Annotated in this window: 12 protein-coding genes; all 12 read left to right on the top strand. The window is 65.3% G+C overall.

From position 1 onward, the window contains the following. The first annotated feature begins 39 nt into the window (after positions 1–39). Complete coding sequence (locus B0919_RS16995) at positions 40–1,500, top strand: sialate O-acetylesterase (protein ID WP_078013483.1); 1,461 nt, start codon at positions 40–42, stop codon at positions 1,498–1,500. A 37-nt stretch (positions 1,501–1,537) separates the two neighbouring features. After that, positions 1,538–2,437: a sugar phosphate isomerase/epimerase family protein gene (locus B0919_RS16990; protein WP_078013482.1), complete on the top strand. Its 900-nt coding sequence runs from the start codon at positions 1,538–1,540 to the stop codon at positions 2,435–2,437. Positions 2,438–2,863: 426 nt separating this feature from the next. Continuing rightward, positions 2,864–3,532, top strand: coding sequence for a DUF3826 domain-containing protein (locus B0919_RS16985; protein ID WP_254846601.1), 669 nt, complete (start codon positions 2,864–2,866; stop codon positions 3,530–3,532). A gap of 38 nt (positions 3,533–3,570) precedes the next feature. After that, complete coding sequence (locus B0919_RS16980) at positions 3,571–6,798, top strand: SusC/RagA family TonB-linked outer membrane protein (protein WP_078013480.1); 3,228 nt, start codon at positions 3,571–3,573, stop codon at positions 6,796–6,798. 19 nt (positions 6,799–6,817) lie between these two features. Then, a complete protein-coding gene (locus B0919_RS16975; protein WP_078013479.1) occupies positions 6,818–8,617 on the top strand; it encodes a RagB/SusD family nutrient uptake outer membrane protein in 1,800 nt (599 codons plus the stop codon). 268 nt (positions 8,618–8,885) lie between these two features. Then, positions 8,886–9,902: a zinc-binding alcohol dehydrogenase family protein gene (locus B0919_RS16970; protein ID WP_078013620.1), complete on the top strand. Its 1,017-nt coding sequence runs from the start codon at positions 8,886–8,888 to the stop codon at positions 9,900–9,902. A 386-nt stretch (positions 9,903–10,288) separates the two neighbouring features. Beyond that, the gene (locus B0919_RS16965; protein ID WP_078013478.1) at positions 10,289–13,186 is read left to right on the top strand and encodes a family 78 glycoside hydrolase catalytic domain; all 2,898 of its coding nucleotides are present in this window, start codon (positions 10,289–10,291) and stop codon (positions 13,184–13,186) included. Between the two features lie 122 nt (positions 13,187–13,308). Then, complete coding sequence (locus B0919_RS16960) at positions 13,309–14,460, top strand: glycosylase (protein WP_078013477.1); 1,152 nt, start codon at positions 13,309–13,311, stop codon at positions 14,458–14,460. Positions 14,461–14,640: 180 nt separating this feature from the next. Further along, positions 14,641–17,106, top strand: coding sequence for a beta-galactosidase GalB (galB, locus tag B0919_RS16955; RefSeq protein WP_078013476.1), 2,466 nt, complete (start codon positions 14,641–14,643; stop codon positions 17,104–17,106). Between the two features lie 16 nt (positions 17,107–17,122). Continuing rightward, entirely contained in the window at positions 17,123–20,548 is a 3,426-nt protein-coding gene (locus B0919_RS16950) for a glycoside hydrolase family 2 TIM barrel-domain containing protein (RefSeq protein WP_078013475.1), read from the top strand. A gap of 100 nt (positions 20,549–20,648) precedes the next feature. Next, complete coding sequence (locus B0919_RS16945; protein WP_078013474.1) at positions 20,649–21,845, top strand: ABC transporter substrate-binding protein; 1,197 nt, start codon at positions 20,649–20,651, stop codon at positions 21,843–21,845. Between the two features lie 221 nt (positions 21,846–22,066). Then, the gene (locus B0919_RS16940) at positions 22,067–23,233 is read left to right on the top strand and encodes a CaiB/BaiF CoA transferase family protein (RefSeq protein WP_078013473.1); all 1,167 of its coding nucleotides are present in this window, start codon (positions 22,067–22,069) and stop codon (positions 23,231–23,233) included. The last annotated feature ends 151 nt before the right edge of the window (positions 23,234–23,384 follow it).

Genomic DNA, 23,384 nt, shown 5'->3' with positions numbered 1-23,384 from the left:
AGCTGAGGGGGAGCTAGCCTTAGCCTTTTTATTTACTCCATGAACCTGCGCCTGCTCGCCCTACTCCCCTTTTTAGCCCTTGCAGCGCCTGCCGCTCAGGCGCGGGTGGTGCTGCCGCGGGTGCTGGGCCATGGCATGGTGCTGCAGCGCGAGAAACCGGTGCCCATCTGGGGCACGGCCGCGCCGGGCGAGGCCGTAACGGTGCAGTTCGGCGGCCAGCAGCAGCGCACTACCGCCGGCGCCGATGGGCACTGGCAAGTGCGCTTGACGCCGCTGAAAGCCAGCGCCGCCGGTGCTGAGCTAACGGTACGCGGCACCAACGAAATCCGCCTGCGCGACGTGCTGGTGGGCGAAGTGTGGCTGTGCTCGGGGCAGTCGAACATGGAGTACACCATGCGCAAGAACAGCAAGGCGACCGTGCCGCCGCAGCCCGAGCCCAACCCACTCACGGAACTGGAGCGGGCCCACAATCCGCAGATTCGCATCTTTCTGGTCAACCGCAAGGAGCTGGACCGGCCCGACTCCCTGCACCGCGGCTGGAGCATCGCGCAGGATTCGGCGCTGCGTTCCTTTTCGGCGCCGGCGTACTTTTTTGCCCAGGAGCTGCAGCAACGGCTGGGCGTGCCGGTGGGCGTCATCAGCTCCGCCGTGCCGGGCAGCCGCATCGAGCCGTGGATCAGCACGGTAGCCTTCGGGGCCGACAGCTACTACCAGCAGCCCGTCGGCGGCGACCCGGGCAAATTCTACGAGCCGATGATCCGGCCGCTGGCGCCCTTCGCGCTGCGCGGCTTTTGCTGGTACCAGGGCGAATCAAACTGCTTTCTGGCCGAAACCAGCTCCTACACCCACAAGATGCGCACGCTCATCAGCAGCTGGCGCGCGGCCTGGCAGGACACAGGTCTGCCGTTTTACTTGGTGCAACTGGCCCCGTTCAAGTACTCCGAATCCAAGGAGCCCAAGGCGCCGCTGACGCCCGTAACGCTGCCGCTGTTTCGGGAGGCGCAGGAGGCGGTATTGGCCCAGGTCCCGCGGACTGGCCTGATTGTGACCACCGACCTGGTGACCAAGCTCGACGACATTCACCCGCCCTACAAGTGGGAAATCGGCCGGCGGCTGGCGCGGCTGGCGCTGGCCGATACCTACGGCCGCCGCGAGGTAGCCGCCAGCGGACCGGTGTTTCGTAGCCTCAAACTCAAGGGCCAGACCGCCGAAATTCGTTTTCAGCCGCTGCGAGGCCACCTCGTCAGCCGGGACGGGCAGCCGCTCACAGGCTTCACCGTGGCCAGCACCGATGGTCAGTTCGTGCCCGCCGAGGCCCGCATCCAGGGCCGAAAAGTAGTGGTATCGGCGACGGGAGTGGCGCGGCCCACGGCGGTTCGCTTTGCCTGGCACGAAGCCGCCCAGCCCAACCTGTTTTCCAGCGAAGGACTGCCGGCCCGGCCCTTCCGCACCGACAAGCCCACGCCCACGGCTGCTGGTGACGTGTCGCTTGGCCGCTAATGCCCCGCTTGCTGACTACTCAGTTATTCCTTCCGCCATGGCTCCTCTCTCCCGCCGCGACTTTCTTTCCGCCGGCCTGCTGCTGACCGCGGGCCTCGTACTGCCGCGCCCGTTGGCGGCGCTGGCCCACCGCCGCAAGCTCACCTACAAGATTGCCGTGGTGGACCTGATGATTCTGAAGCGCCAGAAGCTGGGCGCGCTGCAGCTCACCAAGGATATCGGAGCCGACGGCGTGGAAGTGGACATGGGCGGCCTCGGCAACCGCGACACCTTCGACAGCCAGCTCAGCAAGCCCGAAATCCGGCAGCAGTTTCTCGACAAAGCCAAGGAGCTGAACCTGGAAATCTGCTCCCTGGCCATGACGGGTTTCTACGCGCAGTCTTTCGCCACGCGCCCCACTTATGAGCGCATGGTGCAGGACTGCATCGACACGATGCGGCAGATGAACGTGAAGGTGGCCTTTCTGCCGCTGGGCAACCAAGGCGACCTGGTTCAACACCCCGAGTTGCGTCCGGCCATCGTGGAGCGGCTGCGGGTGGTGGGCAAGATGGCCGAAAAGGCCGGCGTCGTAGTCGGCATCGAGACGGCGCTGGACGCGGCCGGCGAGGTGCAGCTGCTCAAGGACATCGGCTCGAAGCACGTGCAGATCTACTTCAACTTCTCGAACCCGCTGAAGAACGGCCGCGACCTGTACCAGGAGCTGCGCACCTTGGGCCGCAAGCGCATCTGCCAGATTCACTGCACCGACGACGACGGCGTGTGGCTGCAAAACAACACCCGCCTGGATATGAACCGCGTAAAGCAAACCCTGGCCGACATGGGCTGGCAGGGCTGGCTGGTGATTGAACGCTCGCGCGACGCCAACGACCCGCGCAACGTGAAGAAGAACTTCGGGGCCAACACGGCTTACATGAAGTCTATTTTTCAGGCGATTTAGGCACGACGTCGGCCTTGCTGCGCAGCGCCGGGCATTCCAATATATTACCTCTGGCTACGAGTAAGTAAGTCCTCACCGGCTCAGCATTACCAGCATTATCATCTTCCGCACCGTAGCTGGCCTGATGCTCCGACTAGGTCCTGTTTGCGGGGCCTTATACGTTTAATACCACGTACTTACCCGATATCTACCAGCAAGCCAGCCCACCCACTCTTACTGCCGGGCTTTACCTGCTTGCCGGCTCTGAAGCCAGAGGTTTTGCCCTCGGAGTTTGCGGATGTTAGCAGCCAGTATAGGAAGAGGTTAATGGTATGCTAATTTAGTACAATAAGTTGGTCAAAACCTGCATTCCGCCGCTTCCTTGAGCTTGTAATTTGCTGCCAGTATCGCAGTTACAAGCCGTTTATGACCTTGCTCCTCAGAAGTTTGCTCCTCGCTGGCCTGCTGGCCGCCAGCGGCACCCCACGGGCCCTGGCCCAATCCCCGCAAGCTCCGGAGTCGAAGGACGCAGCCTATACCCGCACCATCACCGAGCGCGCCGACAAGATTGTGGCCAAGCTCCCCGACCTGGCCCCGGCCAAGGCTCCCAAGGTGCGCAGCGTGATAGTGGACCAGTACCGGGCCCTGAACGAGATTCACGAAGCGCGCAAAGCCCGGCTGGCCGCGCTGAAAGCCCAGAACCCGGACGAGGCCACCAAGAAGGCCCAAACCGAGAAGATTGAAGCCGAAACCACGGCGGCCCTCGACAAGCTGCACCCGCAGTACCTGAAGCGCCTGGGCAAGCAGCTCACCACGGCGCAGATCGAGCAGGTGAAGGACGGCATGACCTACGGGGTGCTGCCCATCACGGTACGGGCCTACAACGACATGCTGCCCGACCTGACCGAGGCCCAGAAAACGCAGATCGTGGCTTGGCTGACCGAAGCCCGCGAAAAGGCCATGGACGCCGGCACCTCGGAGCAGAAACACGCCTGGTTCGGCAAGTACAAAGGCAAGATCAACAACTACCTATCCGCGGCTGGCATCGACATGAAGCAGGCCGGTAAGGATTGGGAGGTGCGGCGGGCCCAGGCGGCCGGCGCCGGCCAAAAATAGCTCCACCACCGACCCTGCTTTCCCACACACCAACCTTTATGAAAAAACTTTTACCCACGCTTCCCGCTGCCGGCCACGCGCCGCGCATCGCGTGCGCGCTGCTCGGTGGCCTGCTCGTCGGCACGGGCGCGGCCCAGGCTGCGTTACCCGGCACTCCTACCCCTCCGTCCGCGGCCGACCGGAGCGTCAACGTGAACATTACCGGCACGGTGAAAGACGCCAAAGGCGGCGTGATTCCCGGCGCCAGCGTGGTGCTGAAAGGCACGACCACCGGCACCTCCACCGACGCGCAGGGCGTGTTCCGCATCAACGTGCCGAGCGGCAACGAAACGCTGATTATCAGCTCGGTGGGCTTCAAGAAAATCGAAGTACCCATCAACGGCCGCACCACCGTCGACGTGACGCTGCAGGACGAAACCTCCGCGCTCAACGAGGTGGTGGTGGTGGGCTACGGCACCCAGACCAAAGCCAGCCTGACGGGCTCGGTGGGCACCGTGGACATGAAGGCCATTCAGGAGCTGCCCGTGGGCAGCCTCTCCACGGCCCTGCAGGGCCAGCTGCCCGGCGTGAGCGTGAGCGGCGGCACCGGCCGCCCCGGCGACCCGGGCCAGATTACGGTGCGCAACCCCACCCTGCTCTCCAAGGACGGGGGCACGCTGCAGCCGCTGTTCGTTATCGACAACGTGGTGCGCACCTCGGAAGACTTCAACCTGCTCGACCAGTCGGAGGTGGAGTCCATTTCCATTCTGAAGGACGCGGCGGCGGCCATCTACGGGGCCCGTTCCAACCAAGGCGTGGTGATGGTAACGACCAAGCGCGGCAAGGCCGGTCCGCCCAAGCTGAGCTACAGCGGCTCGGTGGGCGCCGCCGACGCGGTGCGCCTGCCCAACATGATGGACGCGGTGCAGCACGCGACCTGGCTGAACGACTACAACTTCGAGCGGGGCCGGCGGCCCGGCGACGCCGAGATTTACACCCCCGACGAGCTGGAGCACTTCCGCAACTACAACTACAACTGGCTGAAGGAGGCCTGGAAGCCGGCCATCGTCACGCGCCACGCCTTCAACGTCAGCGGCGGTTCGGAGCGCGCCACGTACTTCGCCGGGGTGTCGTACAACTACCAGAACGGCAACTTCGACAACATCAACGCCAACAAGTGGACGTTCCGGGCCAACACGGACGTGCAGCTGGCCAAGGGCCTGCGGGCCAACCTGCAGGTCAGCGGCGACTTGTACCAGAAGCGGATGTACTACCTCAAGCAAGGCGGGGAGAATCCGGAGAATGACATGAAGAGCCTGCTGTACACGCCGCAGTTCAACCTGCCGTACATCGATGGCAAACCCGTGCTGCTCTCGACTGGTAACGCCAACTCGGTGGACGCTTTCCACTTCTTCGAGGTGCAGCGCTCCGACAACTTCACGGCCACGCGCAACACCGGCCTGAACATCCGGGCCGAGCTGGACTACGAGTTTCCCTTCCTCAAGGGGCTGAAGGCGCGGGTGCTCTACAGCAAGACCATGGACAACTCCTTCGGCAAGCAGTACGGCACCAAGTACACCGTGTACCGCTACGAAGGCCTGGGCGAGCATAAGCACATTCAGGGCGGCCGCCTGCTGGGCACTTCCGTGCTCGACAACGGCGACCGGGTGCGCTGGAACCCCACCTTCCTCGACAGCTACCAGCTGAACGGCTACCTGAATTACGACCGCGAATTCGGTAAGCACCGCGTGTCGGCCATTGCCTTCTTCGAGCAGACGGAATCAACCAGCGACGGTATTGCCTCCATGGCCCAGGGCACCATCCTGGGCGCGGGCGCCAACCTGGGCTTCGCCACCGGCACGCAGACGGTAGGCCCCGAAAGCGAAGTGGAAAGCGGGCTGCTCTCCTACGCCGCCCGCATCAACTACAGCTTCGCCAACAAGTACCTGCTCGAAACCTCGCTGCGCTACGACGCCTCCACCAACTTCGCGCCGGAACTGCGCTGGGGCTTCTTCCCCTCCGTGTCGGCGGGCTGGGTGATTTCGGAAGAACCGTTCTTCCGCAACAACGTCAGCTTCATCGACATGCTGAAGGTACGCGGCTCGGTGGGCTTCCTTGGCGGCGACGCCACCAAGCCTTACATGTGGCTGGAGAGCTACAAGATTCAGACGGGCAAGGCCCCGGTGTTTGGCGGCAACAACGACCGCGGCCTCGTCTTCGCGGCCAACAACACCATGGCCAACCGCAAGGCCCGCTGGGACGACAACACCAAGTACAACGGCGGCTTCGACGTGCAGTTCCTCAACAACAAGGTATCCTTGTCGGTGGACGGCTACTACGACAAGCGCTACAACGTGCTGACCAACATCACCAGCTCGGCGCCGTGGCTGATCGGGGCCACGCTGCCCTCCGAAAACTTTGCCGCGGTGAACGGCTTCGGCACCGAAGTGTCCTTGGGCTACTCCGGGCAGGTGGGCACCGACCTGGCTTACCGCGTCAACACCTTCTTCTCCTGGAACGACAACAAGCAGGCGAAAGTGGACGTGGAGCGGGGCAGGATCGGCACCTACGAAGACCCCACCGGCCGCTCCTCCGACATGGGCTTGCAGGGCTTCCGCTACCTGGGCATGTTCCGCAACCAGGGTGAAGTGGACGCGTGGATGGCCCTGCCGGAAAACCGGAACTACACCCTCTTCGGCCAGGCACCCCGCCCGGGCATGCTCTACTACGCCGACCTGCGCGGCCCCAAAGACGCTTCCGGCCAGTACACCGGCCCCGACGGCAAAATCACCGACGTGGACATGGAATACCTGACCAAAAAGCAGAACAACCACTTCGGCGCCGGCTTCAACCCCAGCGTTACCTGGCGCGGCCTGACGGTGTCCATGACCATGGGCATCTCGTGGGGCGGGCAGGCCATGGTGGAATCGGCGGCCCGCAAGGCGGCTACGGCTACCTCCAACCGCCCGGCTTTCTGGGCCGACCACTGGACGCCGGAAAACCAGGGCGCCAAGTACCCGGCCCCCTACTACTCTGGCAGCTACGACCAGCCGTCGGCCTTCTGGTTCCGCAGCTCGCTGTCGGCCGGCATGCGCAACGCCAACGTGTCGTACACCCTGCCCGCCACCTTCACCAACCGCATGGGCATGGGCAGCGTGAAGCTGTACTTCGTGGCCATCAACCCCATCAACTTCTACAATCCCTACGATTACAAGGCCTACTCGGGCGCCTACGACGCCTACCCCACGCTGCGCTCCTTGTCGCTGGGCTTGAACGTTGGTTTGTAATTCCCTTCCCACCCGCGACATGAAACGCTACTATACTTCTCTGGCCCTGGCCGCCGCCTGCTCCGCGGGCCTGCTCGCCCTGAGCAGCTGCGAAGACGTGCTGGACAAAGTCGACCTGAACTCGGCCAACGAGCAGATGCTCTTCGCCGACTCGACGCTGGCGCAGATGAACCTCGACTACGTCTACGACCAGAACCTGCCCACCGCCTGGGGCGGGGCCCAAACCCTGAGCGACCAGAACCTGAGCAAGCTCTCGGACGAGAGCGGCGGGGAAAGCAAGTTCTTTGAGGGCACGCTGCAGCCCAACGACGTGGCCGACTTCGGCACCCAGCTGCACGCCACCAACACCAACTACGGCAAGATCCGCACGACCAATATGTTCTTGCGGGCCGTGCGCAACGGCACCATTCCGGTGCAGCAGACCAAGAACCGCTTGATGGCCCAGGCGTACTTCTTCCGGGCCTGGCGCTACTTTGATCTGGTGCGCCTCTACGGCGGGGTGCCGCTGGTGCTCAAGCCGCTGGCCGGCGTGGGTGAAGACGCCCGCGAAGCGGCCTACCTGCCGCGCAACACCACCAGCGAAACCTTCCGCCAGATTACCAGCGACCTGGACTCGGCCATCATGTTCCTGCCGGTGAAGTGGTCGGCCTCGGCCGACTGGGGCCGCATCAGCCGCGGGGCCGCTGCCGCCCTCAAGGCCCGCGCCCTGCTCTACGCCGCCAGCCCGCAGTTTAACCCCTCCGACGACCAGGCCAAGTGGCAGGCGGCCTACGACGCCAGCGTGCAGGCCGTGGCCCTGTGCAACGCCGGCGGCTACGGCCTGCACGCCTCCTTCGACCAGATGTGGTTCCAGGAGGTCGGCAACAAGGAAGCCGTGTTCATCACCGGCTTCAACACCTCCACCGGCGACCAGACCAAGAAGAACAACTCCTTCGACAACGGCGCCCGCCCCTCGTACACGGGCACCGGCGGCGGCTCGCACCAGCCCACCTGGGATTTGGTGAAGGCCTTCCCGATGAAGGACGGCAAGAAAATCAACGAACCCGGGGCCTACACCTACAACCAGCAGCAGTTCTACAAGAACCGCGACCCGCGCTTCGACAAGACCATTGCCTATAACGGGGCCACCTGGCCCCTCAACGGCAACACCAGCTACCGCCTCTGGACCTACTTCAACACCGCCGGCACCACCTCGGTGGAGCCGCGCGCCAGCACCACGGGCTTCTACTGCCGCAAAGCCGTTGATCCGAACGTGGCCATCGGGGCGGCCCAGTACGTGGGCACCGACTGGATGGAAATCCGCTACGCGGAAGTGCTGCTGAACCTGGCCGAGGCCGCCGCCGGCGTCAACCGCCTGCCCGAGGCCCTCACCCAGCTGAAGGCCATCCGCCAGCGCGCCGGCATCGAGGCAGGCAGCGGCAGCAACTACGGCCTGCAGACGGGCATGAGCCGCTCGCAGATGTTCGAGGCCATCCTGTTCGAACGTCAGATCGAGTTTGCTTTCGAAGGCAAGCGTTTCTGGGACCTGCGCCGCTGGAAGAAGTTTGAGAGCGTGCTCAACGGCAAACGCCGCAAGCGCTTGGTCATCACCCTGAAGGCCAACGCCCCCGCCAACTTCGCTACCACGCGCGACGGGCTGAATTTGGACCAGGTGTACACGGACTACTTCGCCCTCGAAGAAAAGGACCTCGATACGCGCTACAACATCAACTGGCGCCCCGAGTACTACTTCTTCGCCATTCCGCAGTCGGCCCTCGACAACAACCCGCGCTTGGTGCAGAACAACACCTGGGGCGGCGCCTTCGACCCGCTGCAGTAGGTGGTGAGTTGTGGAGATGGTGAGTTTGACGTTCAAACAACCCTAGATGCGCAAACGGCCCCGGCAACACAGGTTGTCGGGGCCGTTTGAATTTCCTGGGCTGAGTCAGTCGGTAAATGGGTGCTGTTTGAACGGCACTCACCACCTCACCATCTCACAACTTACAGAAGGCCGGGTAGGCTCAGGAGAGCTGCCCGAGGCCGGAGCCGCAGCTTTGTGCAGTAGCCGTGCTGCCGGCTGCCTACTACCAACTACCGACTTTTCCATGATGAACACGCTTGTCTGCCGCCAGCCCGGCCAACTCACTTACGAGCAGCGTCCTGCGCCCACCGCCGCGCCCGGCCACGCGCTGCTGCGCATCCGTCGCATTGGCATCTGCGGCACCGATCTGCACGCCTACGAGGGCACGCAGCCCTTTTTCAGCTACCCGCGGGTGCTGGGCCATGAGCTGGCCGGTGAGGTGGTAGATGCCGGTGGGGCCGAGGGCTTCGAGCCCGGCGCGGCCGTCACGTTCATCCCCTACTTCAGCTGCGGCCACTGCGTGGCCTGCCGCAACGGGCTGCCCAACTGCTGCACCCAGATCAACGTGTGCGGCGTGCACGTGGATGGGGGTATGACGGAGCTGCTGGCCGTGCCCGCCGCCGCGCTGGTGCACGGCCAGGACCTGAGCTACGACGAGCTGGCCCTGGTGGAGCCGCTGGCCATCGGGGCGCACGGCGTGCGCCGGGCCGGGGTGCGGCCGGGCGAGTTCGTGCTGGTGGTCGGGGCCGGCCCCATCGGGCTGGGCGTGATGGAGTTTGCCCGCATTGCCGGCGCCCGCGTCATTGCCCTCGACCTGAACCAGCAGCGCCTGGACTTCTGCCGCGCGCAGCTCGGGGTAGAGCACACCATCAACGCCGCCGCCAACGATGTAGCGGAGCAGCTGCGCGCTATTACGCATGGCGACATGCCCACCGTGGTCATCGACGCAACGGGCAGCCAGCGGGCCATCAACGGGGCCTTTGCGTACCTGGCCCACGGCGGGCGGTTCGTGCTGGTGGGCCTGCAGAAGGGCGACATCAGCTTCGCCCACCCCGAGTTCCACAAGCGCGAGGCCACGCTGATGAGCAGCCGCAACGCCACCCGCGAGGACTTCGAGCACGTCATCCGCTCGATGAAGGCTGGGCTGGTGAAGCCAACGACGTACATCACGCACCGCGTGGATTTTGGGCAGGTGCAGCAGCAGTTTGCCGGCTGGCTCGATCCGGCCACGGGCGTCATCAAGGCGATGGTGGAGCTGAACTAACGCTTACGAGCCTGGCACCTCTTGGCCCGCAGAGGACGCAGGGTGCCAACCGCCGCGCTGCCTGAACTCAGGGGGCGCGGCGGCTTTTTGTAGGAAGCTAACATCAACCGGAAGCCCTGGCTACCTGGCACGGCCACTTCGGTGCGCGACCAGCGGCGATTCGTGGGCCTCATCCGAGGGGCTGAACGGCCGTGGCTTCCGCTGCGCCAGAGCCGCAGCAGCCCCGGACCGCGGCGTACGGCCGTGCTAACATCCTACAACAACTTGTCAAACGGCGGCAAAGGCGCGGGACGCGGGCGGTTACTTTTGTAGAGGCTCCAACTGCGCCGTCGCTGGCTAGGCGGCGGCCCTTGGCGTCTTCGCTCCGCCTCTCCCACCCGCTGCCCATGCACTGCCCTTCCCCGGTTGCTTCTGCGTTGTCTACCCTGGCTTTGCTGACGGGGCTGCTATCGGGCGTGGACCAGGCCGAAGCCAAGGCGCCAGCGGCCCTGAACCTGCGCTGCGGCTACCGCCCGAATCCCTTGGGCGTGCAGCTGCCGGCCCCGAACCTGAGCTGGGAGCTAATGGCCGACCACCGCAACGCCCGTCAGACCGCCTACCGTGTGCTGGTGGCCGACGACGAGAAGCTGCTCGCCCGCAACCAGGGCAACGTGTGGGACTCGCAGAAAACCAGCTCCGCCGCCTCCATTCAGGTGCCCTACGCCGGGCCGGCGCTGCAGCCCACCAAAACCTACTACTGGAAGGTGATGGTGTGGGACGACCGGCAGCAGGCCTCAGGCTGGAGCCAGCCGGCCCGCTGGCAGATGGGCCTGCTCACGCCCGCCGACTGGCACGGCGCCCGGTGGATTGCCTATGAGCAGCTGCCGGCCGAGCACGTCACGGTGCTGCCCGTGGATGGCCGGAAGGACAGCTACCAGGGCGGCAACGTGCTGCCGCTGCTGCGCAAGGATTTCCAGGTGAAGAAGAAGCTGCGCCGGGCCACGGCCTACGTGTGCGGCTTGGGGCAGTTTGAGCTGCGCCTGAACGGGCAGAAAGTCGGGGACCATTTCCTCGACCCGGCCTGGACCAAGTACGATCAGCACGCCCAGTACGTGACCTTCGACGTGACGGAGCAGCTGCGCAAGGGCGACAACACGGTGGGCGTGATGCTCGGCAACGGCTTCTACTACGTGCCGCCGGTGAAGGGCCGCTTCCGCAAGCTCAAAACCGCTTTCGGCTACCCCAAGCTGCTGTGCCGCGTGCAGCTCGACTACCAGGACGGCGCCCAGGAAAACGTCGTCACGGACGCCTCCTGGCAGACCACGGCCGGGCCGGTGACCTTCAGCAGCATCTACGGCGGCGAGGACTACGACGCCCGCCGCGAGCAAGCCGGCTGGGACGCCCCTGGCTTCGGGGGTGCCCAGGCATGGAAGCCGGTGGTGCTGGTGGATGGCCCTGCCCGGCTGGAAAGCCAGCAGACCGAGCCGCTGAAGGTACACGAGCAGTTCCGGCCCCGGCAGGTGACACAGCCGCAGCCCGGCCGGTTCGTGTACGACTTCGGGCAGAACGCCTCGGGCATCATCGAACTGCGGGTGCAGGGCCGCGCCGGCGACACGGTGCGCATCGCGCCGGCCGAGCTGCGCCGGGCCGATGGCACCGTGAACCAGAAAAATAGCGGCAGCCCCTACTACTTCACCTACGTGCTGCGCGGCACCGGCGTGGAAACCTGGCGCCCGCGCTTCAGCTACTACGGCTTCCGCTACGCGCAGCTGGAAGGCGCCGTGCCCGCGGGCGAGGCCAACCCCAAAAACCGCCCGGTAGTACAGGCCCTGACCATGCTGCACACCCGCAACGCGGCGGCAGCGGCGGGCACCTTCAGCTGCTCCAACGAGCTACTCAACCAGACCAACACGCTCATCGACTGGGCCGTGAAGAGCAACATGGCTAGCGTGCTCACCGACTGCCCCCACCGCGAAAAGCTGGGCTGGCAGGAGCAGACGCACCTGATGGGCGCCTCCATCCGCTACGCCTACAACGTGGCCACGCTCAACCGCAAGATTATCCGGGACCTGCAGGTGTCGCAGCTCGACAATGGCCTGGTGCCGGAAATTGCGCCGGAGTACGTGAAGTTCGAGTGGGGCGGCGACATGTTCCGCGACTCGCCCGAATGGGGCAGCAGCAGCATCCTGTTGCCGTGGTACGTGTATCAGTGGTACGGCGACCGGCAGGTGCTGGCCGAAAGCTACCCCATGATGCAGCGCTACGCGGCCTACCTCGCCACCAAGGCCCAGGGCCACATCCTCACGCAGGGCCTCGGCGACTGGTACGACCTGGGCCCCAAGCCGCCGGGCGTCTCGCAGCTCACGCCGATGGGCGTGACGGGCACCGCTACTTATTACTACGACCTGACCACGCTGGGCGCCGTGGCGCGCCTGCTCGGCAAGCCCGACGACGCGGCGAAGTACGAGCAGCTGGCTCGCGAAGTGCGCACGGCCTTCAACGCGAAGTTCTTCAACCCCCAAACCCGGCAGTACGCCAGCGGCAGCCAGGCCGCCAACGCCATGGCCGTGTACATGGGCCTGGTGCAGCCTGAGCACCGGGCGGCCGTGGTCGACAACCTCGTGCGCGACATTCAGGACCGCAACAATGCCCTGACGGCCGGCGACATCGGCTACCGCTACCTGCTGCGCGTGCTCGAAGACGCGGGCCGCTCCGACGTCATCTTCGCCATGAACAACCGCCGGGACGTGCCCGGCTACGGCTACCAGCTGGCCCAGGGCGCCACCGCTCTCACCGAAAGCTGGGCTGCCCTGCCCACGGTATCGAACAACCACCTGATGCTGGGCCACTTGCAGGAGTGGCTGTACGGCGCGCTGGCCGGCATCCGGCCGGCCGCGGGCTCCGTGGCTTTTGATAAAATCGACATCCGCCCCGAGCCCGTGGGCGACGTGACGTCGGCCAAGGCCACGCACCTTTCGCCTTACGGGCTGATTGCCAGCGAGTGGCAGAAGACGGCCTCCGGCTTTGAGCTGAGCTGCACCATTCCGGCCAATACCACCGCCACGGTGTACCTACCGGCGGCCGACGCCGCTACCATCACCGAAGGCGGGCAGCCGCTGAGCCGGCAGCCGGAATTGAAGCTGCTGGGCGTGGAGCAAGGCCGGGCGCGCATTGCCTTGGGTTCGGGGGTGTACCGGTTTCGTAGCGCCTCACGGGACCCCTCCGGGGCCGGCCCCCTCTCCGGTGGAGAGGGGGGGCGTTCTGACAGCAAACAGTCGACGCCTGCCCCGACCAATCAAAACTGACCTAGCTGCGCATCCGACCTACGCTTCTTTACCGATTCTCCTGAACTCAACGGCCCGAAATCGTCCGGCTCCCCCTCTCCTTTTCGGAGAGGGGGAGCCGGGGGGCGAGGCGCCCTTCCCGCATGAAACTTCAACTCGCCAGCCTCCTGCTCCTGGGCCTTATCGGCCCGCAGACCTACGCCCAATCGGCCAAGCCCCGGGAGGTACCTACCGACGTGATGCAGCGGGTGTACGAGGAAGTGAAAACGCCCTACAAGTACGGCCTGGTGCTCGTCACCGACGACAACCAGAAGAAGATGGATTGCCCCAGCGTGTTCCGCAAGGGCAACAAGTGGTACATGACCTACATCATCTACGACGGCCGGGGCTACGAAACCTGGCTGGCGCAGAGCAAGGACCTGCTCAAGTGGGAAACCAAGGGCAAAATCATGGCCTTCACCGACACCACCGACTGGGACACCAACCAGAAAGCCGGCTACGTGGCCCTGCAGGACCACAAGTGGGGCGGCTCGTACCAGTGGCAGCCGTACGCGGGCCGGTACTGGATGTCCTACTTCGGCGGCAAGAGCCGGGGCTACGAGAAGGGCCTGCTCTCCATCGGCATGGCCTACACCGACAAAGACCCGACGAAGGTGCACGCCTGGCAGCGCCTGCCCCAGCCCGTGCTCCGGCCCGACGACAAGGATGTGCGCTGGTGGGAAAACCACACCATCTACAAAAGCTCCGTCATCTGGGACCAGCAAAAGACGACTGGCCACCCCTTCGTGATGTACTACAACGCCAACGGCGACTCGCTCGACACGAAGCGCGGGGCCGAGCGCATCGGCATGGCCGTGTCGGATGATATGGTGCACTGGTCGCGCTACCTGCGCAACCCGGTGCTGAATCACCACAAGGGCATCACCGGCGACGCCTACCTGCAGAAGGTTGACGGAATTGACAAGGACCTGTGGGTGATGTTTTACTTCGGGGCCTTCTACCCCGGCATCAAGGGCGCCGTGAACCGCTTCGCCTGCTCCTACGACCTGACCCACTGGACCGACTGGAGCGGGCAGAACCTCATCGAGCCCTCCGAGCCCTACGACGAGCTGTTTGCCCACAAGTCCTTCGTGGTGAAGCACAAGGGCGTGGTGTACCACTACTACTGCGCCGTGAACAAGCCCGACCAACGCGGCATTGCCGTGGCCACCTCAAAGGATTTGGGCAAGAGCCAGGTGACGTTCATTGCCCCGCCGGAAAAGAAGAAAAAAGAGGGCAAGGCCTCAACTAACTAGGCCCGAAAAGCCGGGTGCGACCCCGCAAGCAGCACCCGCAGAAGTTGTCAATGCGCAATCAACCGTGAAATTAGGGCGTCGAGCGCCCCCGGAACCGCCAACCGCTGCATCAGGCGCGGCGGCCCCGACGCATGACGCCCTAACCCCAACCTGCCAACTGCCTTGACTATTTCACCCGCCATGCTCCGGCTTTTTGCCCTCCTGCTGTTGTCGCTAAGCTTCCCCGGCCACGTGGTGGCCGCGCCCCCGCAAACGCGGCGGGTGGAGGACTTCAATAAAGACTGGAAGTTTTACCTCGGCGACGACGCCCGGGCCAAGGACTCGGGTTTCAACGACGCCAGCTGGCGCCCGCTCACCCTGCCCCACGACTGGAGCATCGAGGGCAGGTTCGACGAGAAAAACCCGGCCAAGCCCGAGGGCGGCGGCCTGCCCACCGGCGTAGGCTGGTACCGCAAAACCTTCGTGCTGCCCGCCACGGCCGGCCAGCGCGTGTACATCGAGTTCGACGGGGTGTACCGCAACAGCGAGGTGTGGCTGAACGGGCAGCTGCTGGGTCGGCGGCCCAACGGCTACGTGTCGTTTCGCTACGACCTGACCCCGCACCTGCGCCGCACCGGGGGCACCAACGTGCTGGCCGTGCGCGTCGACAACTCGGCCCAGCCCAACTCGCGCTGGTACTCGGGCTCGGGCATTTACCGCAACGTGCGCCTGCTGACCACCAACGCGGTAGCCGTGGACCAGTGGGGCACCTTCGTGACCACGCCGCAGGTCAGCCGCGAGGCCGCTACCGTGGCCGTCGAAACCACCCTGCGCAGCGCCAGCGGCGGGCGGCGGCGCGTGCACGTGGAAACGGCCGTCGTCGACGCCAAGGGCAAAACCGTGGCCCGGCACAGCTCCGACAACGTCACGCTGGCCGACTCGGGCGTGGTGACCCAGACGCTGCAGCTTAAGAAGCCGCAGCTCTGGTCGCTGTACCGCCCCACCCTGTACCGGGTGCAGACGCGCGTGTTCGACGGCAAGACGCTGGTGGACGAGTACGAAACCCCGCTGGGCATCCGCTTTTTCGAGTTCAATGCCCAGAGCGGCTTCTCGCTCAACGGCGCGCCGCTGCGCATCCTGGGCGTGAACCAGCACCACGACCTGGGCGCGTTGGGCGCCGCCGTGAACGTGCGCGCCATGGAGCGGCAGCTGGAAATCCTGCGCAGGATGGGCTGCAACGCCATTCGCATGGCGCATAACCCGCCCGCGCCCGAGTTGCTGGACCTCTGCGACCGGATGGGCTTTCTGGTGATGGACGAGGCTTTCGACCAGTGGCAGAAAAAGAAAAACGGCCAAGACTACCACAAGGACTTCAAGCAGTGGCACCGCCGCGACCTGCAGGACATGGTGCGCCGCGACCGAAACCACCCCAGCATCATCGCCTGGAGCATCGGAAACGAAATCCGGGAGCAGTTCGACAGCACCGGCGTGCGCCTGACCAAGGAACTCACGGCCACGGTGAAGCGCCTGGATTCCACACGTCCCGTTACCTCCGCCCTGACAGAACAGGAGCCGGACAAGAACTACATCAGCCAGGCCGGCGTGCTCGACATTCTGAGCTTCAACTACAAGCACGAGGGCTACCCGCTGCTGCCCAAGAGCTTCCCCGGGCAGGTATTTCTGGCCACCGAAACTGCCGCCGCCTTCGAAACCCGCGGCCACTACGATATGCCCGCCGACAGCGTGCGCGTGTGGCCCCTGGACGGCAAAACCAAGCTCACGACGGGCAACCGCGACTTCACGGCCTCGTCCTACGACAACGCCCGACCCTACTGGGGCGCCACGCACGAAAGCGCCTGGCGGGGCGTCAAGCAGAACCCGCACATCGCGGGCCTGTTCGTGTGGTCGGGCTTTGATTACCTGGGCGAGCCGCTGCCCTACCCCTGGCCGGCGCGCAGCTCTTACTTCGGCCTCGTCGACCTCGCCGGCTTCCCCAAGGACGCCTACTACCTCTACCAGAGCGAGTGGACCAACCAGCCGGTGCTGCACGTGCTGCCGCACTGGAACTGGCGCCCGGGCCAGATGGTGGACGTGTGGGCCTACTACAGCCAGGCCGAGGAAGTGGAGCTGCTACTCAACGGCAAGTCCTTGGGCGTAAAGAAAAAGCAGGGCGACGAGCTGCACGTAGCGTGGCGGGTGAAGTACGAGCCGGGCACCCTGCAGGCCGTGTCGCGCCGCGGCGGGCAAGCCGTACTCACGCGCACCATCCGCACGGCCGGCCCGGCAACCAGGATTGAGCTGACGGCCGACCGCAGCACCCTCGGCGCCGATGGCAAAGACCTGTCCTTCGTGACCGTACGCGTGCTCGATGCCCAGGGCAACCTAGTGCCCGACGCCGCCCACCAGATCCGCTTCGGCCTGAGCGGGCCCGGCCTCGTGGCCGGCGTCGACAACGGCTACCAGGCCAGCCTGGAGCCTTTCAAGGCCACGGAGCGCAGGGCCTACAACGGCATGTGCCTGGCCATTGTGCAAACCACCGAGCAGCCCGGCACCATCGTGGTGCAGGCCGTGGCCGACGGGCTGCAGCCCGCCTCGTTGCTGCTCAAAAGCGAAGCTTCTTCCACCGCCGCCAAAGGCGCCGCAGCCGCCGGCACCGCGGGCAACTAAGTAACCCCAGTACCGCATGACTCAGCCCCGCCATCCGCAGCTTCCCCTTCGCCCATCCCTGGTAGTACCCCGCTCCTCGCGCGGCGGTCGGGGGCGGCAGCTGTTGCTGGCCGCCACGCTGCTACTGCCCTTGGCCACTCAGGCCCAGGAAGCCAGCGTGTACTTCTTCCCCGGCGTGTCGCACCCGCCGCGGGTGTACGCCGGCCCGGAAGCCGACGGCTGGCAGATTCCGCAGATTACCGAGCTGAACCGCGACCCGGCCCGGGCCACGGCCTACTCCTTCGCCTCGGAAGCCGCCGCGCTGGAAGGCAACCGCGAGAAATCCGGCCGGCTGATTTCGCTGAACGGCAGCTGGGACTTCAGCTTCGCCCAGAAACCGAGTGACGCGCCCAAAGACTTCCACCAGGGCCGCGTGAAGGGCTGGAAGCAGCTCACCGTGCCCTCGAACTGGGAGATGAACGGATACGACCTGCCCATATACAAATCGGCCAAGTACCCTTTCCGCCCCGTCGATCCGCCCTTCGTGCCCCAGGACTACAACGGCGTGGGCAGCTACCAGCGCAGCTTCTCGGTGCCGGCGGATTGGAAAGGGATGAACGTGACCCTGCACTTCGGCGGGGTCAGCTCGGCGTTTAAGGTGTGGGTCAACGGCAAGTTTCTGGGCTACGCCGAGGACAGCTGCCTGCCCTCGGAATTCAACGTGACGCCCTACCTGCAAGCGGGTGAGAATACCGTGTCGGTGCAGGTCATGCGCTGGTCGGATGGCAGCTACCTGGAAGACCAGGACCACTGGCGCCTCTCGGGCATCTACCGCGAGGTGCTGCTGCTGGCCGAGCCCAAGATGCGCCTGGCCGACTTCCACTGGCAGGCCAAGCTCGACAAGCAGTACCAGGACGCGGTGCTCAGCATCCGCCCGCGCCTGGAAAACTTCACCGGCGACAACGACCTGAAAGGCTACGAGGTCAAAGCCCAGCTCTACGACCAAGCCGGCAAGCCGGTGCTGGCCCAGCCCCTGCAGCGCACAGCCGAAAGCATCATCAACGAGCCCTACCCGCGCCTGGACAACGCCAAGTTCGGCCTGCTGGAAACCAAAATTCAGAACCCGCTGAAGTGGAGCGACGAGACGCCCAACCTGTACACGCTGGTCTTGACCTTGACCGATAAGTCGGGCGCGGTGCTGGAAAGCAAGAGCTGCAAGGTGGGCTTCCGCGCCATTGAATTTGATAAGGACTCGGGCAAGCTGCTGATCAACGGCAAGCTCACGTACCTCTACGGCGTGAACCGCCACGACCACCACCCGACCAAGGGTATGGCCGTCTCGCGCGAGGACATCCGCAAGGACTTGATGACGCTCAAGCAGTTCAATTTCAACTGCATCCGCACCTCGCACTATCCCAACGACCCATACTTCTACGACCTCTGCGACGAGTACGGCATCCTGGTGATGGACGAGGCCAACCTGGAAACCCACGGCCTCGGGGCCAAGCTCAGCAACGACCCGGCCTGGACCACCGCCTACCAGGAGCGCAGCCAGCGCATGGTGCTGCGCGACAAAAACCACCCCTCGGTGGTGTTCTGGAGCCTCGGCAACGAGTCGGGCCGCGGGCCCAACCACGCCGCCATGGCTGCCTGGCTGCGCGACTTCGACATCACCCGCCCGCTGCACTACGAGCCCGCCCAGGGCGACCCGCGCCTGCCCGGCTACATCAGCCCCTCGGACCCCGGCTACCCGAAAAACCACGCCTACCGCATCCAAGTGCCGCGCGACCAGCCCTACGTGGACATGGTCAGCCGCATGTACCCGGGCATCTTCACCGCCGAGCTGCTGGCGAATCAACCGAACGGCGACAACCGGCCCATTTTCTTCTGCGAGTACGCCCACTCCATGGGCAACGCCACCGGCAACATCAAGGAGTTCTGGGACGCCTGGCGCAGCACCAAGCGCGTCATCGGCGGCTGCATCTGGGAGTACCGCGACCAGGGCCTGCTCAAGCGCGACTCCGTGGGCACCGCCTACTACGCCTACGGCGGCGACTTCCAGGAGAAGTACTACGACGACTTCACCATCAAAGGCATAGCCGACTCGGAGGGCAATCCGAAACCCGCCCTCTACGAGTGCAAGCGCGTGAACCAGCCGCTGGAAACTACGCTGGCAGACGCTAGCAAAGCGCTGGTAAAGGTGCAGAACCGCCACGCCGCCAAGTCGGCTGCCGACTATGTGCTGACCCTGACGTTGCGCGAAGACGGCCGCGTGGTGGCCACCAAGCCGCTGCCCCGCCTGCGCCTGGCCGCCCAGCACGACACCGTCATCAGCCTGCAGCCCTACCTGCCGAAGCTGAAAGCCGGCGCGGAGTATTTGGCTACGGTTTCGTTCACCTTGCCGGAAGCTACCCTGTGGGCGCCGAAGGGCCACGAAGTAGCCGCCAACCAGCTGCCCCTGACCGGCCTGGCTCAACCTGCAAAACCCGCCAAAAGCTTCCCCGCCGTGGCCGTGCGCGACGAGGCCAAGGCCTACATCATCAGCGGCAAGGGCTTCGCGGTCAGCATCGACAAAACCACCGGCGCGCTGACGAGCTACCAGCAGAACGGCGCCGAGCAGCTGGCTGCCCCGCTGCTGCCCCACTTCACCCGCCCGCTCACCGACAACGACCGGCGCGGCTGGAAGGCCCCCAAGAAGCTCAAGCCCTGGTTTGAGGCCCAGCCCAAGCTCGAAAGCCTGACCCTGGACAAATCCACCGCCGGCCTGGCTTCGCTGACCAGCACCTACTCGCTTATCGACGCCACGACCAAAGTGCGCGTGACGTACACCGTGAACGGGGCCGGGGTGCTGAAAGTCGACTATGCCCTCACGCCCGCCACCGACCTGCCGAATGTTCCGCGCGTAGGTCTGCAAGGCGGCATCAAGCGCAGCTACGATCAGCTCAGCTACTACGGCCGTGGCCCCTGGGAAAACTACGTGGACCGCCGCTACGGCATCGACGCCGGCATCTACAGCCACGCGCTGCCCGGCGCGGCCGACTCCTACGTGGTGCCCCAGGAATTCGGCACCCGCACCGACATCCGCTGGCTGCAGCTGGCCGATAAGCAGGGCAAGGGCCTGCTGGTAGTGGCCGATTCCTTGCTGAGCATGACGGCCCTGCCCTTCACCGAGCAGAACATTCAGACCGCCCGCCATACCAACCGCCTCAAGGACGCCGGCTTTATCAGCCTGAACCTCGACCTGGCCCAGATGGGCGTGGGCGGCAACACCAGCTGGGACGACCAGGCTGCCCCGATTCCGCAGTACCAACTGCCGGCTAAGCCCTACCGCTACAGCTTCTACCTGCTGCCGGTGGATGGCAAGAAAAAGCCCGGCGAGCTGGCCCGCCGCATCCAGTTTCCCACCCCGACGGCCCGGCAGACTACTCCGCCGCCCGCCGGAGCAACCGGCTCCCTGCGCTAGGTTCCTAAAATTCATTTCATCAAAGCCGCTAAATCCTGCGCCTGGCTCCCCCTCGACTGTTGAGGAGAGGGGGCCGGGGGGTGAGGCGCACCGCTCCAACATGTCCGCCGAACACATTCACCTGAAAGGCATTACCTGGAACCACAGCCGCGGCTTCGTGCCCATGGCCGCCACCGCGCAGCGCTTTTCGGAGCTGCACCCGAACGTGAGCATCAGCTGGGAAAAGCGCAGCCTGCAGCAGTTTGCCGATGAGTCCATTCAGCAGCTGGCCGAGCGGTTTGATCTGCTGGTCATCGACCACCCCTGGGCCGGCTTTGCCGCCCGCACCGGCTCCATTCTGCCCCTCGACCAGCACCTGCCCGCCGCCTTCCTGGCCGATCAGCAGCAGAACACCGTGGGCCACTCCTACGAAAGCTACTCCTTCAGCGGGCACCAGTGGGCCCTGCCCATCGACGCGGCCACGCCCGTAGCCGCCAGCCGCCCCGATCTGCTGGCCCGGCACGGCCTGCAGGTGCCGCAGACCTTCGAGGAGCTGCTCCGGCTGGCCGACCGCGGCCTGGTGGCCTTCGCACTGATTCCCATCGACACGCTGATGAGCTTCTACATGTTCTGCTGCTCGCTGGGCGAAGACCCCTGCCAGCGCGAGGACGAGGTGGTGAGCGAAGCCGTGGGCGTGCAGGCCCTGCAGCTGTTCCGGGAGCTGGCCAGCAAGGTCGATCCGGCCTGCTTCCAGCGCAACCCCATTCAGGTGTACGAGGCTATGACCCAGACCGACTCGCTGGCTTACTGCCCCTTCGCCTACGGCTACTCAAACTACGCCCGCCGCGGCTACGCCCGCCAGCTGCTGCACTTCCACGACTTAGTGGCCTTGCAGCCCGGCGGCACGCCCATGCGCAGCACCCTCGGCGGCACCGGCCTGGCTATTTCCGCCAAGTGCCAGCACGTGGAAGTAGCAGTTCAGTACGCCGCGTTTGTGGCCTCGCCCGCCTGCCAGCAAACCCTGTACTTCGACAACGGCGGCCAGCCCGGCCACCTCGCCGCCTGGCAGGCCGCGCACCCCAACGAGCAGAGCCACGACTATTTCCGCGCCACCCTGCCCACGCTGCAGCGCGCTTTCCTGCGCCCCCGCTACCACGGCCACATGTTCTTCCAGGACCACGCCGGCGAGCCGGTACGCCAGTACCTCAAGCACGGCGGCGACGAGCGGGCCTTGCTGCAGGAGCTAAACCAGCTCTACCGCGAGTCGCGGCAGATGCAGGCGGCCGAAGCACCGACCGCCGCTGCTGCGCAACGCTAACTGAACGAGCAAATAAGAACGTCATGCGGAGCGCAGTCGAAGCAGCTCTACCGCTTCGCCTGAACAAAAAAAGCAGCCCGTCCTGTCGAGCGAAGCCGAGACATCTCGCGGGCTGATGCGAGATAGTAAACGCGGCATCGGAACAATACTCTCGGACGTCAGCCCGCGAGATGCCTCGATAAGCTCGACAGGACAACCCAAAGAACCCCGAATAAACTTCTATGTCACTTCCCCTGGAAGGTCTGCTAGTCATCGAGTTCAGCCAGTTTTTGGCCGCGCCCTCGGCGGGACTGCGCCTGGCCGACCTCGGCGCGCGCGTCATCAAGATCGAGCGGCCGGGCGCGGGCGAGGCAGGCCGGCAGATTGCCATCAAGAACCTGTTTATCGACGGCTCCAGCCTGGTGTTTCACACCATCAACCGCCACAAGGAATCCTACGCGGCCGACCTGAAAAACCCCGAGGACCTGGCCCGCGTGAAGCAGCTGCTGGCCCGGGCCGACGTGATGACCCACAACTTCCGGCCGGGCATCATGGAGAAAATCGGGCTGGACTACGACGCCGTGCGCGCCCTGAACCCGCGCATCGTATACGGCGTGGTGACGGGCTACGGCCCGACGGGCCCCTGGGCCACCAAGCCGGGGCAGGATTTGCTGGTGCAATCCATGTCGGGGCTGACCTGGCTGAGCGGCACCGCCCAGGACGGCCCCACCCCCTTCGGCATTGCGGTGGCCGACATCATCTGCGGCTCGCACTTCGCCCAGGGGCTGCTGGCCGGCCTGTTGAAGCGCGGCAAGACGGGCCAAAGTGTGCTGGTGGAAGCCAGCCTGCTGGAATCGGTGCTCGACATGCAGTTTGAGCTGCTGACCACCCACTTCAACGACGGCGGGCAGCTGCCCCAGCGCGGGGCCGTGCGCGGCACCGCCCACCCTTACCTGAGCGCGCCCTACGGCCTCTACCCCACCCAGGACGGCTACCTGGCCCTGGCCATGGGCAACCTGCCCCAGCTTGATGAAACCTTGGGCTGCGGCATCCTGGAGGCGTATCCCGAGCCCGCGTCGTGGTTTGAGTTCCGCGACGCCATTGCCGAAAAACTTACCGCCGCCCTGCGCGAAAAGCCGACCCAGCATTGGTTGACCACGCTGGAGCCGCTGGGCATCTGGTGCGCTCAGGTGCTCGACTACCAGCAGGCCACCAGCAGCCCCGGTTTCCAGGCCCTGGGCATGCAGCAGCGCGTGCAGCTACCTGACGGCCAGCAGCTGGCCACCACCCGCTGCCCCATCCGCATCGACGGCCAGAAGCTGTACGCGCCCCAGGCCGCCCCGCGCCCCGGCCAGCACACCGCCGCCCTAGACGCGGAATTCAACCTACGAACCACCATCAGCAACTGACCAGGAACGCCGCGTCAAAATCCAGCGCCCCAAGCCTACATCGTCTGGCTTCCCCGAAGAAATGCCTGAGGCGCATTTCCCTTTTCGGAGAGGGGCCGGCCCCCGAGGGGGCCCGTGCGGCGCAACGAAGCCCGCGAGATGTCCCGACTGC

Origin of the sequence: Hymenobacter sp. CRA2 (assembly GCF_002007105.1) — a bacterium.
Lineage (GTDB): Bacteria > Bacteroidota > Bacteroidia > Cytophagales > Hymenobacteraceae > Solirubrum.
The sequence above is the reverse complement of the archived record's forward strand: the minus strand, read 5'-3'. Positions and strand labels throughout refer to the sequence as shown.

What these genes read in the sequence shown, in the direction of transcription:
- B0919_RS16995 (WP_078013483.1), top strand. Translation starts at nt 40, where the DNA reads ATGAACCTGCGCCTGCTCGCCCTACTCCCCTTTTTAGCCCTTGCAGCG.
- B0919_RS16990 (WP_078013482.1), top strand. Translation starts at nt 1,538, where the DNA reads ATGGCTCCTCTCTCCCGCCGCGACTTTCTTTCCGCCGGCCTGCTGCTG.
- B0919_RS16980 (WP_078013480.1), top strand. Translation starts at nt 3,571, where the DNA reads ATGAAAAAACTTTTACCCACGCTTCCCGCTGCCGGCCACGCGCCGCGC.
- B0919_RS16975 (WP_078013479.1), top strand. Translation starts at nt 6,818, where the DNA reads ATGAAACGCTACTATACTTCTCTGGCCCTGGCCGCCGCCTGCTCCGCG.
- B0919_RS16970 (WP_078013620.1), top strand. Translation starts at nt 8,886, where the DNA reads ATGAACACGCTTGTCTGCCGCCAGCCCGGCCAACTCACTTACGAGCAG.
- B0919_RS16965 (WP_078013478.1), top strand. Translation starts at nt 10,289, where the DNA reads ATGCACTGCCCTTCCCCGGTTGCTTCTGCGTTGTCTACCCTGGCTTTG.
- B0919_RS16960 (WP_078013477.1), top strand. Translation starts at nt 13,309, where the DNA reads ATGAAACTTCAACTCGCCAGCCTCCTGCTCCTGGGCCTTATCGGCCCG.
- galB (WP_078013476.1), top strand. Translation starts at nt 14,641, where the DNA reads ATGCTCCGGCTTTTTGCCCTCCTGCTGTTGTCGCTAAGCTTCCCCGGC.
- B0919_RS16950 (WP_078013475.1), top strand. Translation starts at nt 17,123, where the DNA reads ATGACTCAGCCCCGCCATCCGCAGCTTCCCCTTCGCCCATCCCTGGTA.
- B0919_RS16945 (WP_078013474.1), top strand. Translation starts at nt 20,649, where the DNA reads ATGTCCGCCGAACACATTCACCTGAAAGGCATTACCTGGAACCACAGC.
- B0919_RS16940 (WP_078013473.1), top strand. Translation starts at nt 22,067, where the DNA reads ATGTCACTTCCCCTGGAAGGTCTGCTAGTCATCGAGTTCAGCCAGTTT.